This is a genomic window from bacterium (assembly GCA_021372775.1).
In the GTDB taxonomy this organism is placed as follows: Bacteria; Acidobacteriota; Polarisedimenticolia; order J045; family J045; genus JAJFTU01.
The window spans coordinates 1-15,104 of record JAJFTU010000001.1 but is presented as its reverse complement, the minus strand read 5'-3'; the positions used below and the strand labels follow the sequence as shown (position 1 = coordinate 15,104).

At 72.8% G+C, this 15,104-nt stretch carries 14 protein-coding genes; 7 read left to right on the top strand and 7 right to left on the bottom strand.

From position 1 onward, the window contains the following. A partial coding sequence (locus LLG88_00070; GenBank protein ID MCE5245308.1) for a hypothetical protein occupies window positions 1-1,765 on the top strand: 1,765 nt, incomplete at its 5' end. 130 nt (window positions 1,766-1,895) lie between these two features. On the opposite strand, the gene purH is transcribed toward LLG88_00070, so the two are convergent. Continuing rightward, window positions 1,896-3,500: a bifunctional phosphoribosylaminoimidazolecarboxamide formyltransferase/IMP cyclohydrolase gene (purH, locus tag LLG88_00065; protein ID MCE5245307.1), complete on the bottom strand. Its 1,605-nt coding sequence runs from the start codon at window positions 3,498-3,500 to the stop codon at window positions 1,896-1,898. After that, a complete protein-coding gene (locus LLG88_00060) occupies window positions 3,497-4,288 on the bottom strand; it encodes a hypothetical protein (protein MCE5245306.1) in 792 nt (263 codons plus the stop codon). The genes purH and LLG88_00060 overlap by 4 nt, the downstream gene beginning before the upstream one ends. Before the next feature lie 110 nt (window positions 4,289-4,398). Here LLG88_00060 and LLG88_00055 point away from each other — a divergent pair, with 110 nt between their 5' ends. Next, window positions 4,399-4,791: a hypothetical protein gene (locus LLG88_00055; protein MCE5245305.1), complete on the top strand. Its 393-nt coding sequence runs from the start codon at window positions 4,399-4,401 to the stop codon at window positions 4,789-4,791. 69 nt (window positions 4,792-4,860) lie between these two features. Here the strand turns inward: LLG88_00055 and glmS are convergent, their stop codons facing one another. The 3 genes from glmS to LLG88_00040 form a co-directional block, all read right to left on the bottom strand. Then, complete coding sequence (gene glmS / locus LLG88_00050; GenBank protein ID MCE5245304.1) at window positions 4,861-6,705, bottom strand: glutamine--fructose-6-phosphate transaminase (isomerizing); 1,845 nt, start codon at window positions 6,703-6,705, stop codon at window positions 4,861-4,863. 85 nt (window positions 6,706-6,790) lie between these two features. Continuing rightward, window positions 6,791-8,203: a bifunctional UDP-N-acetylglucosamine diphosphorylase/glucosamine-1-phosphate N-acetyltransferase GlmU gene (glmU, locus tag LLG88_00045; GenBank protein MCE5245303.1), complete on the bottom strand. Its 1,413-nt coding sequence runs from the start codon at window positions 8,201-8,203 to the stop codon at window positions 6,791-6,793. Then, entirely contained in the window at window positions 8,184-8,825 is a 642-nt protein-coding gene (locus LLG88_00040) for a DNA replication terminus site-binding protein (protein MCE5245302.1), read from the bottom strand. Before LLG88_00040 ends, glmU begins: the two co-directional genes overlap by 20 nt. Window positions 8,826-8,893: 68 nt before the next feature. On the opposite strand from LLG88_00040, the gene folK reads away from it, so the two are divergent. The 5 genes from folK to LLG88_00015 all read left to right on the top strand — a co-directional run bounded on the left by folK (window position 8,894) and on the right by LLG88_00015 (window position 12,526). Beyond that, the gene (gene folK / locus LLG88_00035) at window positions 8,894-9,424 is read left to right on the top strand and encodes a 2-amino-4-hydroxy-6-hydroxymethyldihydropteridine diphosphokinase (GenBank protein MCE5245301.1); all 531 of its coding nucleotides are present in this window, start codon (window positions 8,894-8,896) and stop codon (window positions 9,422-9,424) included. Between the two features lie 39 nt (window positions 9,425-9,463). Beyond that, the gene (locus LLG88_00030; GenBank protein ID MCE5245300.1) at window positions 9,464-10,096 is read left to right on the top strand and encodes a deoxynucleoside kinase; all 633 of its coding nucleotides are present in this window, start codon (window positions 9,464-9,466) and stop codon (window positions 10,094-10,096) included. Window positions 10,097-10,344: 248 nt separating this feature from the next. Beyond that, the gene (panB, locus tag LLG88_00025; GenBank protein ID MCE5245299.1) at window positions 10,345-11,253 is read left to right on the top strand and encodes a 3-methyl-2-oxobutanoate hydroxymethyltransferase; all 909 of its coding nucleotides are present in this window, start codon (window positions 10,345-10,347) and stop codon (window positions 11,251-11,253) included. A gap of 5 nt (window positions 11,254-11,258) precedes the next feature. Beyond that, a complete protein-coding gene (panC, locus tag LLG88_00020) occupies window positions 11,259-12,140 on the top strand; it encodes a pantoate--beta-alanine ligase (GenBank protein MCE5245298.1) in 882 nt (293 codons plus the stop codon). Beyond that, window positions 12,137-12,526 (top strand): aspartate 1-decarboxylase, encoded by a 390-nt coding sequence (locus tag LLG88_00015; protein ID MCE5245297.1) that lies wholly within the window; start codon window positions 12,137-12,139, stop codon window positions 12,524-12,526. Before panC ends, LLG88_00015 begins: the two co-directional genes overlap by 4 nt. A gap of 78 nt (window positions 12,527-12,604) precedes the next feature. Here the strand turns inward: LLG88_00015 and LLG88_00010 are convergent, their stop codons facing one another. Together LLG88_00010 and LLG88_00005 are read right to left on the bottom strand one after the other, a co-directional pair. After that, entirely contained in the window at window positions 12,605-13,492 is an 888-nt protein-coding gene (locus tag LLG88_00010; GenBank protein MCE5245296.1) for a hypothetical protein, read from the bottom strand. Window positions 13,493-13,610: 118 nt separating this feature from the next. Continuing rightward, a partial coding sequence (locus LLG88_00005) for a M13 family metallopeptidase (GenBank protein MCE5245295.1) occupies window positions 13,611-15,104 on the bottom strand: 1,494 nt, incomplete at its 5' end.

The following is a 15,104-nucleotide window of genomic DNA, read 5'->3' as shown; positions in this document are numbered from 1 at the left end:
GGCGTTCGCCCCGGCGGCCCCGACCGCGTTCGCCCCGGCGGCGCCCGCGCCGTTCGGCGCCGCGCCCTCCGCGGCGGCCGCGCCGGCCGCCCCCGCGGCGGAGCCGACGCCGTCCGCGCCGCAGAGCGGCGGCTTCGCCTTCGCCGACGCCACCGGCGTCACCGGGCCGGCCGGCGGCCCGTCCCCCTTCGCGCTGGAGACGCCCGAGCCGACCGGGCCGGTCCCGCCGGCGTCGCCGCAAGGGAACTACCTCGACTTCGGCGACCTCGGCGGCCCGTACGCCGTGACCGCGGCCCCGCCGGCCCCCGAGCCGCAGGACCGCGCCGTGACCGACCTGCTGGACGCGGCGCGCGACCTGTACGAATCGCGCCAGCAGCCGGCGCCCGCCGGCCCCGACGCCTCGTCCTTCGACGAAGCCGCCCCTGAGCAGGGCGAGGCGGCGCTGCTCGTTGCCCGCGGCCGCGAGGAGTTCGAGAACGGCCACCTCGACGAGGCGCGGCAGCTCGCCGCGCGGGCGCTGGCGATCTCCGACCAGACGCCCGGCGCTCAGTCGCTTCTGGACGAAATCCAGGCGCTGGCCGAACGGGCCGCGCGCGACGCCGACGACCTGCTGACCCAGGCGATCGCGGAGTTCGAGCGCGGCCGTCCGGACAGCGCGATCCCGCTGCTCAACCAAGTCCTCGTCCTCGCCCCGGGGCACCCCGAGGCGATCGACTACCTGCGCCGCGCCGAGCAGGCCCGGGCGCAGCAGGGGCTCCCGGCCGGGGAGTTCGGCGCGTCCGCCGCGCCGCCGGCCGCGGAGGCGGCGTCGCCGTTCGCCGGCGCGCAGCCGCTCGACGTCGGCGCCCTCCCCGCCGAGGACGTCGCCTCGATCCCGATCCAGGCCGTCCGCGCGGCGCCGATCAAGAACGTCGACCAGCGCGGCGCGGCTTGGAACGCCGGCTCGGCCGCGCCGGCCGGGGTCACCGGCCCCGCGCCCGCCGTTCCGCTCCCCCCGCCCCCGCCGCCGCCGCGGCCGGCCCGGCGCACGGACGCCCCGCGGCCGAGGATGGCCCAGGCCGCCGCCGGTTCGGGGAACAAGGTCAATCCCGCGCTCGTCGTCGGGCTGGCGATCGCCCTCGTCGGCGTCGGCGGGTGGTTCGGCTGGCAGTGGTGGAGCGGCCGCCAGAACGACGCCGCGCAGGAGCAGATCGCCGTGCCGGACCAAGCGCGGCCTAAGCCGAAGCCGAAGCCCGCGGCGCAGCCCGCCAAGCCGGCCGCGCCGAGCGCCGCCGACGTGCCGGCGCTGGTCGCCAAGGCGCAGGACCTCGCCGAGGCCGGGCGCGCGCCGGAGGCGGTCGAGACGCTGCAGGAGGCGCTGCGGCTCGACCCGAACAACTACGCCGTGATGGATCGGCTGGAGAAGCTCAAGGCGACCGCGCGGACGCAGATCGAGGCGGCCGAGAAGCTCAAGGAGGCGAAGGAGCGCTGGGCGCAGGAGGACTTCGAGGAAGCGCTGCGCCTGCTCTACCGCATCCCCGAAGGGCATCGGCCCGCCGACCTCGGCCGGATCATCGCCGACGGCTGGTACAACGCCGGCGTGCAGCGGCTGCAGGCGCTGAACTTCCGCGAGGCGGTGGAGTTCTTCAACAACTGCCTCGAGCAGAACCCGGGCGACGACGCCGCGCAGCGCGCGCGGGAGACGGCGCGCCGCTACCAGAACAAGCAGACGGACGACGCCTTCAAGGCGTTCGCCGCGAGCCTCCAGATCCGCCCAATGCGCTGAGACGAAAACGCCGGGGACGCGCGGCGTCCCCGGCGGATTCGATGTTCCGTGATTCGCGCGCCGAACGCCGAAGCCGACGTTCGGCGCGCTTTGTCTTCGGCCGGCGCGGCGGTCGGCCGCGCCGCCCCGCTCAGTGGCGGAAGTGGCGCCGCCCGGTGAAGACCATCGCCATGTCGTGCTCGTCGGCGGCCTTCACCACCTCGTCGTCGCGGATGCTGCCGCCGGGATGGATGACGGCGCGGATGCCGGCCTTCGCCGCCTCGTCCACGTTGTCGCGGAACGGGAAGAAGGCGTCGGAGGCCATCGCCGCCCCCTGCGCCGTCTCGCCCGCCTTCTTCGCCGCGATCTGCACCGAGTCGACGCGGCTCATCTGGCCGGCGCCGATCCCCACGGTGCGGTCGGCGGTGGCGAAGACGATCGCGTTCGAGCGGACGTGGCGGACCATCGCCCAGGCGAAGCGCATCGCCTGCCACTCCTGCTCGGTCGGCTGGCGCTTGCTGACGACCCGCGCGTCGCGCAGGTCGTCCGCGCCGTCCCACTCCTGCACGAGGAAGCCGCCCGACACGCGCCGGAAGTCGAGGCCGGCGCGGCGGAACTCGCGCGGATCGCCCCACTGCAGCACGCGCAGCTTCTTCTTGCGGAAGAGGATCGACTTCGCCGCGGCGCTGAACGACGGGGCGATCACCGCCTCGAGGAACATCCCGGCGAGTTCTTCCGCCGCCTCGTGGTCCACCTCGCGGCTGAAGGCGACGACGCCGCCGTAGGCGCTCTGCAGATCGCAGTCGCGCGCCCGGCGGAACGCCTCGAGCGGATCGACGCCGACCGCGGCGCCGCAGGGGTTGTTGTGCTTGATCACCGCCGCGGCGCAGCCGGGCAGCGAGCAGACGACCGAGACGGCGGAGTCGAGGTCGAGGTAGTTGTTGAACGAGAGCTCCGCGCCGTGAAGCTGCACGGCGCGCGCGATCGTCGGCTCGTTCCCCTGCAGCTCGCCGTAGAGCGCGGCCCGCTGGTGCGGGTTCTCGCCGTAGCGCAGGTCGGAGAGCTTGGTCAGCTCGACCGCGACCTTCTGCGGGAAGAGCGAGTCGGGGCGCCGGCGCGAGCCGTCGGCGTCGATCTGGCCGAGGAAGGAGAAGATCGCCGTGTCGTAGGCCGCCGTGTGGCCGAACGCCTTGCGGGCGAGGAAGAGGCGCGTCTGCTCGGTCAGCCCGCCCAGCTCGCGGATCTCCTCGACCACGCGGTCGTAGTCGGTCGGATCGACGACCACGCCGACGTCGCGGAAGTTCTTCGCCGCGGCGCGGACCATCGTCGGACCGCCGATGTCGATCATCTCGACGATCTCGGCGAGGCCGATCCCCTCCATCCGCGCGGTCTTCTCGAACGGGTAGAGGTTGACGACGACGAGGTCGATCAGGTCGGCGCCGAAGGCGTCCACGTCCCGGCGGTGCTTCGGGTTGTCGCGGACGGCGAGGATGCCGGCGTGGATCTTCGGATGGAGCGTCTTGACGCGGCCGTCGAGCATCTCCGGCACGCCCGTCACTTCGGAGACGCGGCGCAGCGGAATCCCCTCGTCGCGCAGCAGCCGGCCCGTGCCGCCGGTGGAGAGCAGCTCGACGCCGCAGTCGACCAGCGCGCGGGCGAGGTCCACGACCCCCTGCTTGTCGTAGACGGAAAGGAGCGCGCGGCGGACGGGGGTGACGCGGCCGTTGTCTCCGGTGTCGGGGTGGATCGGCTTCATGGACGTTTCTCCTGGGGAGGCGCCGTCCCGTCCGGGGACGCCGCGGCGCCTTCCGGTTCGTAGTTGAGGTACGGCGTTCCGTAAAGGTCGCCGCCGGCGCGGTGCCAGGCGAAGAGCCACGCGCGGGCGACGCTGGTCAGAGCGAGGGAAGATTCGAGGGACGCCGCGCCGAACGCAACCGAGCGTTCGTCGAAATCGGCCGCGGTGCGGGCGCGTCCCGGCGGAAAGTAGCTGGCGAGGACGGCGGCGTAGTCGCGCCGCGCGTCCCGCGCGACGCGGCGCGCGAACCCCGCGACGTCCCCTTCGGCGAGGTTCTCGTCGGCGTAGCCGGGGAAGGTGAAGACGATCTTGGGCAGCTTGCGGTCCACGTAGCGGCAGAAGTCGGGGGCGACGCCGGCGGCGCGCGGATCGTGCGGGCCGTCGTGGAGCGCGTAGGAGAGGTCGGTCGCGGCCCGGGCCGCCTTGCCCAACGCCCGCGCGACGGCGGCGAACGGCGCGCGCCCGTCGAGCAGCGCCTTGGCCTCGTCGAGCGCCGCGGCGAGCCGCGCGTCGGCGTCCCCGGGGTCGAGCGCGGCGACCGGGGCCGCCGGATCGACCCCCTCGAGGGCCCCGGCCACGAGCTCGTCGATGTGCTTCTTGAGCTGCCGGGAGAGCCCCGAGGGCATCAGCGTGGCGGCGCGCCGCACGACCGCTTCCCGCGTCGCCGGACCGCAGGCCGCGGCGTCGCCGGGGCCGAGGAGGCCGAGCGACACGGCGAGCGGGACGAGGAGCAGGAGGCGGCGGGGCATGCGCAGGGGGCCTTTCTTCCGCCGGGGGGCGGCGTGTTGTTGGATTGTAGCGCGACCGCGGGAGCCCGGGCCGTCCGGCGGGTTATGCTGGAGACGAACGGGAGAGGCCGATGAACAACGAAGAACGAGGGGGCGGCGGTCCGGCGGGGGACGTGCGGGAGCAGATCGCGCGTCAGGCGCTCGCGACCGCGGGACAGTTCCTCGGCGCCGCGGAGCGGGTCCTTCCGGCGCTGGCCGCGGAGCTGCGCGCCGGCGAGCTGAAGCACGCCCTGCCGGAGCTGACGCACATGCTGCAGGGGCTCGGCGCCCTCGCCGGTCTTTCGGCGCACCTCGCCGCCGGCGGCCTCGGCCCGATCGCGCCGGAGGAGATCCGGACGATCCTCTCCGACATCGTCGCCTGCGAGGAACGCGGCGACTGGAAGGGGGTCGCGGACATCGTCGAGGGGAACGTGCTCGCGCGCGTCGCCGCGTGGCGCGCCGCGCTCGCCGCGCGCCCGTCCTGACCGCGCCGCGGCGGCGCCGGGGCGCGGGCCGGCCGCGGCGAGGGCCCGCCGCGTCGAACGCCCCGCCCGCTACTCCACCGTGACCGACTTGGCGAGGTTGCGCGGCTGGTCCACGTCGCAGCCGCGGAGCAGCGCGATGTGGTAGGCGAGCAGCTGCAGCGGGACGGTGAGGACGATCGGCGCCGCGAACTCGGAAGCCTCCGGCACCTTCAGCACGTGGTCGGCCACGCCGTCGAGCTCGTCGTTCCCTTCCGTCGTCAGCGCCGTCAGCACGCCGCCGCGGGCCTTCACCGCCTCCATGTTGCTGAGCATCTTCTCGAACAGCTCGTCCTTGGGGGCGAGCGCGACCACCGGCAGCGTCTGGTCGATCAGCGCGATCGGCCCGTGCTTCATCTCCCCCGCCGGATACCCCTCGGCGTGGATGTAGGAGATCTCCTTCAGCTTGAGCGCCCCCTCGAGGGCGATCGGGTAGTTCACGCCGCGGCCGAGGAAGAGGAAGTCCGACGCGTCCTTGTGCAGCCGCGCCAGCTTCTGGATCTCCTCGTCGAGCTTCAGCACGCGCTCGAGCAGCGCCGGGACGCGCGCGACGTCGGTGAGCGCGCGGCGCGCGCCGTCGTTGTCCAGGGCGCCGCGGGCGAGGCCGAGGCGGACGGCGAGCAGGAAGAGCGCGGCGAGCTGCGCGGTGAACGCCTTGGTCGAGGCGACGCCGATCTCCGGGCCGCAATGGGTGAGGATCGTCCCTTCGGCCTCGCGCGTCGCCGTCGAGCCGAGGACGTTGCAGACCGCGATCGCCCGCGCCCCGCGCGCCTTCGCCTCGCGCAGCGCGGCGAGCGTGTCGGCCGTCTCCCCCGACTGCGTCACGACGACGATCAGCGAGCCGGGGCCGACCAGCGGATCGCGGTAGCGGAACTCCGAGGCGTAGTCCACCTCGACCGGCAGCCGGGCCAGCCGCTCGATGTAGAACTTCGCCACCAGCGAGGCGTGCCACGACGTGCCGCAGGAGGCGAGGTGGACACGCTCGACGCCGCGCAGGTCGTCGTCGGTCAGCGGGAACTCCTCCGTGGAGAAGTGGACCTCGCCGCGGTCGAGCGAGATCCGCCCGGCCAGCGTGTCGCTGACGGCGCGCGGCTGCTCGCTGATCTCCTTGAGCATGAAGTGGCGGTAGCCCCCCTTCTCCGCGGAGACGGGGTCCCAGGCGATCCGCCGGATCTCCGGCGTCTTGAGCTTCCCGTCGGCGCCGAACAGCTCGACCTTGTCCGGGCGCACGACGACCATCTCGTGGTCGTCGAGGAAGGCGACGTCGCGCGTGTGCTCGAGCAGCGCGGTCAGGTCGGAGGCGAGGAAGTTCTCCCCCTCGCCGAAGCCGACGACCAGCGGCGGGCCGAGCCGCGCGCCGACGACGACGTCCGGCTCGTCGATCGACATCACGCAGAGGGCGTAGATCCCCTCGAGCCGCTTCACCGTGCGGCGCACCGCCTCGGCGAGGCCGCACTTGGACTTCATCTCGCGGGCGATCAGGTGCGCCACGACCTCGCTGTCGGTCTCGGAGCGGAAGACGTTTCCCTGCGCCAAAAGCTCGTTCCGCAGCTCGAGGTAGTTCTCGATGATCCCGTTGTGCACGAGGACGACGCGGTCCTCGGGATCGCGGTGCGGATGGGCGTTCTCCTCCGACGGACGGCCGTGCGTCGCCCAGCGGGTGTGGCCGATTCCCTGGCGGCTCGGCGGCGCCGGCGCCCGCTCGAGCGCCAGCTCCAGCTCGCGCAGCTTGCCGACGGCGCGGCGCAGTTCCCACCGCCCGTCCACGGCGAGGGCGACCCCCGCGGAGTCGTAGCCGCGGTACTCGAGCCGCTTCAGCCCGTTGACGATGATCGGTGTGGCGTTGCGGAAACCGACGTAGCCGACGATGCCGCACATCGAGGACGCCTCCTGACGGAAAGGCGCCGCCCCGCGGCGGCGCCGTCGCTCTATGTACGCCCAAACTACCCGCGGCCGCGCGGGGTCACTTCTTCCCGCGCCGCTCCACCCAGCCTTCGATGTTGCGCTGCCGGCCGCGCGAGATCGCGAGCGCGCCCGGCGGAACGTCGTGCGTGATCGTCGAGCCGGCGCCGACGTAGGCGCCGCGCCCGACGCTCACCGGCGCGACGAGCTGGGTGTCCGAACCGATGAAGACGCCGTCCTCGAGGACGGTGGGGTGCTTGCGCTCGCCGTCGTAGTTGCAGGTGATCGTGCCGGCGCCGATGTTCACGCCGGCGCCGATCGTCGCGTCGCCGAGATACGACAGGTGCGAGGCCTTGCTCCCCTCGCCGAGGCTGGTCTTCTTGGTCTCGACGAAGTTGCCGACCTTGCAGCGCGGCGCGAGCACGGTGCCCGGGCGCAGGCGCGCGAACGGCCCGACGTGGCAGCCGGGGCCGATCTCGGCGCCCTCGGCGATTGTGCAGTCGAGGATCTCCGCGCCGTCGCCGACGACGACGTCGGTCAGCCGCGCGCCGGAGCGCACGACGCACCGTTCGCCGATCGCCGTCCGCCCCTCGAGCCGCACGCCGGGGTGGACCACCGTGTCCGGCCCGACCGCGACGTCCGCCTCGACCCAAGTCGTCTCCGGATCGAGGATCGTCACGCCGCCGTCCATCAGCCGGTCGAGCAGCGCGGCGTTGAGCGCGCGGCCGACCGCCGCGAGCTGCCGCCGGCTGTTGACGCCCTGCGTCTCCTCGAACCGCGGATGGACGACGCCGACCGCGCCGCGGCCGTCGGCGAGGAGCAGCCGCACGGCGTCGGTGAGGTAGTACTCCTTCTGCGCGTTGTCCGGCGCGATCCGGTCGAGCGCGCCGTCGAGGGCCCGCCAATCGACCGCGTAGGTGCCGGTGTTGACCTCGCGCAGACGCCGCTCGTCCTCCGAGGCGTCCTTGTGCTCGACGATCGCGAGGAGCTCCCCCGCCGCGCCGCGCACCATCCGGCCGTAGCCGGTCGGATCGGGAACGACCGCGGAGAGGACAGCCAGCGCGGCGCCCGCCTCGCGGCGCGCCGCGAGCAGCCGCGCCAGCGCCTCGGCGGGGAGGGCCGGGACGTCGCCGCAGAGGATCAGCGCCTCGCCGTCGAACCCCTCGAGCGCCGGACGGGCCTTGGCCACGGCGTCGGCCGTGCCCCGCCGCTCCGGCTGCCGCGCGAAGACCAGCCGCGCGCCGAGTTCCGGCATCCGCGCGCGGAGCGCGCGCTCGACTTCGTCGGCCTGCACGCCGACGACGACGACGATCGGATCGGCGCCCGCGGCGAGCGCGGCGCGCACGACATGCTCGACGAGCGGCCGGCCCGCCACTTCGTGGAGGACCTTCGCCCGCCGCGACTTCATGCGGGTCCCCTCGCCGGCGGCGAGGATCACCGCGGCCGGGGCGCGGTCAGTACTGGGCCGGGCCACGGTCGCGTTCGCCCCCGAACGGCATTTCGGGCGCCTCGTTCTCGTCGGCCTCTTCGTCCAGATCGTCCTCCGCCTCGTGCGGAGACTCGACCAGCGACGCGAAGTTGGGCAAGTCGCGCAGGCTCTCGAAGTCCGGGTCGCTGACCGCCTGATGGCGCAGCTGCGCGTCGGCCTCGACCGCCTTGGTCAGCGCTTCGAACGCCTCGTCCGCCCGCGCGTCGAGCGCCAGCGCGGCCGCCCGGGCGTAGTTGACCTGCGGCGCGGGAACGCCGCCGGCCTCGGCCTTGGCGAACGCCTTGAGGGCGTCGTCCGCCCGCCCCTCGTTGGCCGCGCCGATTCCGTGCAGCAGCCACTCTTCGGGGGTCGCCGGCTCGACGGCCGGCGGGGCGGATAGCTTCGACTCGGCGATCCGAGCCAGCGTGCGGGCGCGGTCGAGCATGTCGGTGATTTCCTTGTTCGCGCCGTGTTCCTTGAGGAAGCTGTTGAAGGCGTCCCGGGCCTTGGCCCAGCTCTGCTTGGCGAAGAGCTGCGTCGCGGCGGCGTAGGACTTCTCGGCGGCCTGGAACGACTCGTTTTCGCGGTGGTGAGGCTTGCGCTGCGGAGTGGCTTTCTTGGTCGGCATCAGGCACTCTCCGGTCCGATGGACGGACAGTCCGCCGCGCGGAAAACGCGCGGCCGCGGGCGGCGCGGATGGTAGTTCGCACGTTGCAGGGTGTCAATCATAGCGAAACGGCGCGCCCCGCACAGTGGGCGGCAGTCGCCCTGGGTTCGAACATGGGCGACCGCGACGCGTTTCTCGCCTTCGCCCGGCGCCGGCTGCGCGAGGCGGGGTTCGGCTGGACGCTGGCCAGCCCGATCGTCGAGACCGCGCCGGTCGGCGGCCCGTCCGGCCAAGGAGCGTACCTCAATCAGGCCTTGGCCGCCCCGCTCGAGGGCCTGCGCCTCTCCGCGCGGGAGCTCCTCGCGGCCGCCCTCGCGATCGAGTCGGAGGCCGGCCGCCGGCGGGAGGAACGTTGGGGGCCGCGGACTCTGGACGTTGATCTGCTCCTTTACGGCGATCTGGTGATCGCCGAGCCCGATCTGGCGGTCCCCCACCCGCGGATGGCCGGGCGGCGGTTCGTGCTCGCCCCGCTGGCCGCGATCGTGCCCGACGCCGTCCACCCGGGCCTCGGCGCGACGGTCGCCGAGTTGCTCGCGCGGCTCGACCCCGCTTGCCCTTGACCGCGCGTCGCATCTAATGTTGTCGCTCCGAGGCAGCCCATGAAACCCCGCTTGGTCGCGATCGAAGGCCCCATCGGCGTCGGCAAGACGGCGCTCGCCCGACGGCTCTGCCGCCACTGGGACGCCCGTCTTCTGCTCGAACCCACCGAGAATCCGTTCCTCGAGAGCTTCTACAAGGACCGGCGCGGCTCGGCCTTCGCCGCGCAGATCTGGTTCCTTCTCGCCCGCCACCGCCAGCAGCGGGACATCCGGCAAGGGGACCTGTTCCAGCAGGCGGTCGTCTCGGACTATCTCTTCGAGAAGGACCTGATCTTCGCCTACCTCAACCTCAACGACATCGAGCTGGCGACCTACGAGAAGCTCTACCAGCTGCTCAAGGACGACGTCGTCCGCCCCGACATCGTGATCTACCTCCAGGCCCGCGCCTCCGAGCTGGCGAAGCGGGTCGCGGAGCGCGGGCGCGAGGTCGAGCGCCGCCTCTCCGAGACCTATCTCGAAGAGGTCGTGCAGGCCTACGACTACTTCTTCTTCCGCTACGACCAGACACCGCTCCTCGTCGTGGACACCAACCGCTACAACCCCGCCAAGAACGACGCCGAGTTCGAGGACCTGGTCCGCCGGATCTCGGCGATGGACCGCGGCGGCGTCGAGTACTACTCCCCCTCCCACTGACCGCGCGCGGCGGAACGCGGACGGGACGGACGGCTCCGAACCGTCCCGCCGGGGCCCCGGCCGCCGCCGGGCCGCGGCTTGCCCCCGACCGTTCCGCGTGTAATCTGATCGGCGCGCCGACTTCGGCCGACCGCCGGGAACCCGCCTCGCGCGAGTCCAGGACGGTTCCGGGAAGCGGCGCGGAACGAAACACCACCCGTTGATCCTGTCCCGCGACCGGCGACCCCGGCGGGGAGATGGGAGGAAGAGTGACGACGAAGTCTCCGGCGGCCTACGGCCCGCAGACGGCCGAGCCGCGCAAGCAAACAGTCCCCAACATCAAGTCGCGCAAGGGCGGCCAGCCGCTGGTCATGGTCACGGCCTACGACGCCCCTTCGGCCCGCGTCGTGGACGCGGCCGGCGCGGAACTGATTCTCGTCGGCGACTCGCTGGCGATGGTCGTGCTGGGGTACGAGAACACCCTTCAAGTCACGCTCGACGACATGGTCCGCCACACGGCGGCCGTGACCCGGACCAAGCCGCACGCCTTGGTCGTCGCCGACATGCCGTACATGACCTACCACACCGGCGCGCGCGACGCGGTCCTCGCCGCGGGGCGCCTCGTCCGCGAGGGCTGCGCCGAGGCGGTCAAGCTCGAGGGCGGCCGCAAGCGGGTGGACGTCGTCCGCGCGATCGTGGACGCCGAGATCCCGGTGATGGGCCACGTCGGCCTGACGCCGCAGTCGCTGCTCGCGATGGGCGGCTTCCGCGTGCAGGGGCGGGCGGTGGAGGAGGTGGAGAACCTCGTCCGCGACGCCCGCGCGCTCGTCGAGGCCGGCGTCTTCTCGATCGTCCTCGAGGGGATCCCCGCCGACGTCGCGGCGATGATCACGCGCGAGGTCGCCGTGCCGACGATCGGCATCGGCGCCGGCGCCGGCTGCGACGGCCAAGTCCTCGTCTACCACGACCTGCTCGGGATGTTCCCCGGGCCCCAACCGAAGTTCGTCCGCCGCTACGCGGAGCTCCACGACGCGGCGGTGGACGCCGTGCGGCGCTACGCCGACGACGTCCGCGCCCGCGCCTTCCCCTCCGCCGCGGAATCGTACCGGCTGCCGCGCGAGGTGGCGGAGGCGCTGCGCGACCGGGCGCGCGACCGCGCCCGCGCCTGGGAGGCCTGAACGCCATGGAACTGGTCCGCCGCGTCCACATGATGCGCGAGATCTCGCGCGAGGCGCGGGGCAAGGGCAAGAAGATCGCCTTCGTCCCGACGATGGGCGCGCTCCACGAAGGGCACCTCTCGCTCGTGCGCCGCGCGCGCGAGCTGGGCGACATCGTCGTCCTGTCGGTCTTCGTCAACCCAAAGCAGTTCGGGCCGCACGAGGACTACGCCAAGTACCCGCGCGACCTCGCGCGCGACGCCGACCTCTGCCTGCGCGAGGGGGTGGACTACGTCTTCGCCCCCGAGCCGGAGGACATGTATCCGCCGTCGTACCGCACCTACGTCGAGGTGGAAGGGCTCTCGACGACGCTCGAGGGCGCGGCCCGGCCGGGCCACTTCCGCGGCGTGGCGACCGTCGTGCTGAAGCTCTTCAACATCGTGCGGCCGCACTTCGCCTTCTTCGGCCAGAAGGACGCGCAGCAGGCGCTGCTGCTGCGGCGGATGGCCAAGGACCTCTGCCTCGACGTCGAGCTGGTCGTCTGCCCGATCGTGCGCCACGACGACGGCCTGGCGATGTCCTCCCGCAACTCCTATCTCTCGCCCGAAGAGCGCGTCGCCGCGCTCGCGCTGCACCGCGCGCTGGAGAAGGCGCGCGAGCTGGTCGAGGAGCGCGGGGAGCGGCGGGCGGCGGAGATCGAGTCGATCGTGCGCCGCACGATCGAGTCCGAGCCGCCGGCGCGCCTCGACTACGTCGCCGTCGTCTCGACCGACGACCTCGAGCGGAAGGACGTCGTGGACGGCGAGACGCTCGTCGCGCTGGCGGCGTTCGTCGGCCCGACCCGCCTGATCGACAACGTGATCGTCAAGCCCGGCGCGCAGCGCGCCGCCGAAGGAGACGCCCGATGAGGCGCCCGTTTCTCCATTCCAAGGTCCACCGGGTCACGGTGACGGAGGCCGACCTCGAATACGAGGGGAGCCTGACGCTCGACCAAGACCTGATGGACGCGGCCGGGATGCGGCCGTTCCAGCAGATCGACGTCTACGACGTCACCAGCGGCTCGCGGCTGACGACCTACCTGATCGCCGGCCCGCGCGGCGCCGGCGACTGCTGCGCCAACGGCGCCGCGGCCCACCTGATCCGCCCCGGCGACAAGGTCATCGTCGCCGCCTACTGCGACCTCGACGACGCCGAGGTCGCGACGCACCACCCGCGGATCGTGCTCGTCAAGAGCGCCGACAACCGCACGTTCGTCGTCAAGGACCAGGAAGAGCACCGCGCGCGGGCCTGCTGACCCGCGCGCCGCGTCCGGCCCGAGCGAGCGTTTCCGCCGGGGCCGGGGCGTCCGAAGCGACCGCCGCCCGAGCCCCCTTCAGGGGCGAGGCGCCCGCTCGAGCGCGGCCTTCACGACCTCCTGCGGCATGCCGGCCCGCTGGAACGCCAGCAGGTCGTCCGCCGTCATCTCCGAAGAGAGCGTCCGCTGCCGCGCGAAGGCGACAAGGATGTCGTCCGCGGCGCCGCCGTCGCGCAGGCGGATCAGTTCGGCGAGCAGCTGCCGCGGCGTCACCGCGCCCGCGGCCGGCGCGTCGTCCGGCGCCGCCTCCGGCGCCGCGGGCTGCGCGGCGGGCGGCGCCGGCGCGGCGCGGCGCGGACGGCGTCCGGCGGCCATCGCCCGCTGCAGCTCCTCGTCGGCGACGAAGCGGGACAGGGACGACATCAGCGCCCCGGCGAGCGCCTGGTTGTAGATCTTGTCCCGCCCGCCGCGCCCTTCGAGCTGCGCCTCGCCGCTCATCTCCCCCGACCAGACCGGCTGTCCGTCGGGACGGTTCACCTTGAGGCGGAGCTTGGCCTTCGCGGTGTAGAGGCCGCCCGCGTCCTCGACGAAGAGCTGCATCAGCCCGCACTCGAGGTGGTAGTCGGCGTCGGTGGCGGTGAACGTCACGCCCCACGCCGCGAGGACGTCGGAGAGGACCTTGCCGGCGAACCCGGCCGGCGCGTCGGAGGTCGTCACGGGGGAGGCGGACCCGCCGGAGACGTGGCGTCCGACGATCTCCCGCCCTTCGGCCGGACGGAGATCCTCCACCTTCGTCAGCCGCATCGTCTTCGCCGAGAGCAGGCCGATCGGCGGCGCGGACGAGACCGAGAGATCCATCAACGAGTCGAAGCGCAGCTTGACCCGCTCCCCCGCCGCGGCCGGCGCCGCGGCGAAGGAGGCGGCCGCCAACAGCGCCGCCGCGACCGCGATCCCGTTCCTCCGCATCGATCGTCCTCCCGCCGCCGCAGGGCGACGCTCCGCAATTCTATGCCGGCGGGAAGAAAAGAAACGGGCCGGCGGCAAACGCCGCCGGCCCGCCGGGCTTCGTCGCCGAAGCGAACGATCACCAGACCGCGCAGGTGTCCGCGCGGTGCATCGGCGTCCCTTCCTTGCAGCCGAAGGTCGCCGCGAAGGCCGGGAAGTTGGAGAGCGGCCCGTTCACGCGGAACATCGCCGGCGAGTGCGGATCGGTCTTCACCCGCTCGCGCTCGACTTCCGGCGTGGCCAGCTGGCACCACGTCTGCGCGAAGCCGACGAAGAAGAGCTGGTCGTCGGTGAGTCCGGCCACGGCCGGCGCGCCCGGGTTTTCCTTCTTCCACTGCTGGAAGGCGTTGAACGAGCTCTTGAGGCCGCCGAAGTCGGCGATGTTCTCGCCCAGCGTCAGCTTGCCGTTGACGTGCACGCCCGGCTGGATCTCGTAGCTCGTGTAGAGGTTCTCGATGCAGGCGGCCTTCTGGGTGAACTTCTCGCTCACCGCCGCGGCCCACCATTCCTTCATCGTGCCGCCGGCGTCGAACATGCGCCCTTCGTCGTCGAAGCCGTGGGTCAGCTCGTGGCCCATGACGAGGCCCATGCCGCCGAAGTTCATCGCCATCGGGAAGCTGCGGTCGAAGAACGGGGGCTGCAGGATGCCGGCCGGGAAGACCATCTCGTTCCAGGACGGGTTGTAGTAGGCGTTGACGGTCGGGGGCGTCATGCCCCACTCGGCGCGGTCCACCTTCTGGCCGAGCTTCTTCGCCTCGCGGCGGTGGAGGAACAGGCCGGCGCGCTTCAGGTTGCCGAAGAAGTCGTCCTTCTTGACCTCGACGGGGCCGTAGTCGATCCACTTGTCGGGGTAGCCGATCTTGTTGGCCACGGCGGCGAGCTTCCCCTTGGCCGCGGCGCGCGTCGCGTCGTCCATCCAGTCGAGCGAGGCGAGGCCGGCGCCGAACGCGTTCTCGACGCGGAGCACCATGTCGCGGGCCTTGGCCTTGCTGTCGCCGGGGAAGTAGGTCTCGACGTAGATCTTGCCGAGCAGCTCGCCGAAGGCGAAGTTGGTCATCGCGCCGCAGCGCTTCCAGCGCGGGGCGTTTTCCTTCTGGCCGCGCAGCGCGCGGGCGTAGAAGTTGAAGCTCTCGTCGACGAACGGCTTGGACAGCGCGGGGGCGGCGGAGCTGACGACGTGCCAGCGCAGGTAGGCGCGGAGCGTCGCCGCGTCGGCGGAGGCGACCTGCTTGTCGAGGCCGACGAAGAACTCCGGCGTCGCGACGTTGATCTCCTTGACCTGGCTCATCTCGGCCGCGGCGAAGTAGGCGTCCCAGTCGAGGCCGGGGGCGCTCTTCTTGAGGCCGTCCAGCTCGAGGCGGTGGTAGATCTTCATCGGGTCGCGCAGCTCGGCGCGCGGCTTGGCCAGCTTGGCCAGGCCGGTCTCGAACGCCATCACGCGGTCGGCGTCGGCCTTCGCGTCGGCCGCCTTCTCGCCGGCCAGTTCGAGCATCTTCGCCACGTGGGCGACGTACTTGCCGCGCAGGTCGGCCATCCGCGGGTCGTCGGCGAGGTAGTAGTCGCGGTCGGGCAG

Bases quoted from the DNA above. Each gene is read 5' to 3' on its own strand.
- purH (MCE5245307.1), bottom strand. From the start codon at position 3,500: ATGAAGCCGATCCACCCCGACACCGGAGACAACGGCCGCGTCACCCCC.
- LLG88_00060 (MCE5245306.1), bottom strand. From the start codon at position 4,288: ATGCCCCGCCGCCTCCTGCTCCTCGTCCCGCTCGCCGTGTCGCTCGGC.
- LLG88_00055 (MCE5245305.1), top strand. From the start codon at position 4,399: ATGAACAACGAAGAACGAGGGGGCGGCGGTCCGGCGGGGGACGTGCGG.
- glmS (MCE5245304.1), bottom strand. From the start codon at position 6,705: ATGTGCGGCATCGTCGGCTACGTCGGTTTCCGCAACGCCACACCGATC.
- LLG88_00040 (MCE5245302.1), bottom strand. From the start codon at position 8,825: ATGCCGACCAAGAAAGCCACTCCGCAGCGCAAGCCTCACCACCGCGAA.
- folK (MCE5245301.1), top strand. From the start codon at position 8,894: ATGGTAGTTCGCACGTTGCAGGGTGTCAATCATAGCGAAACGGCGCGC.
- LLG88_00030 (MCE5245300.1), top strand. From the start codon at position 9,464: ATGAAACCCCGCTTGGTCGCGATCGAAGGCCCCATCGGCGTCGGCAAG.
- panC (MCE5245298.1), top strand. From the start codon at position 11,259: ATGGAACTGGTCCGCCGCGTCCACATGATGCGCGAGATCTCGCGCGAG.
- LLG88_00015 (MCE5245297.1), top strand. From the start codon at position 12,137: ATGAGGCGCCCGTTTCTCCATTCCAAGGTCCACCGGGTCACGGTGACG.
- LLG88_00010 (MCE5245296.1), bottom strand. From the start codon at position 13,492: ATGCGGAGGAACGGGATCGCGGTCGCGGCGGCGCTGTTGGCGGCCGCC.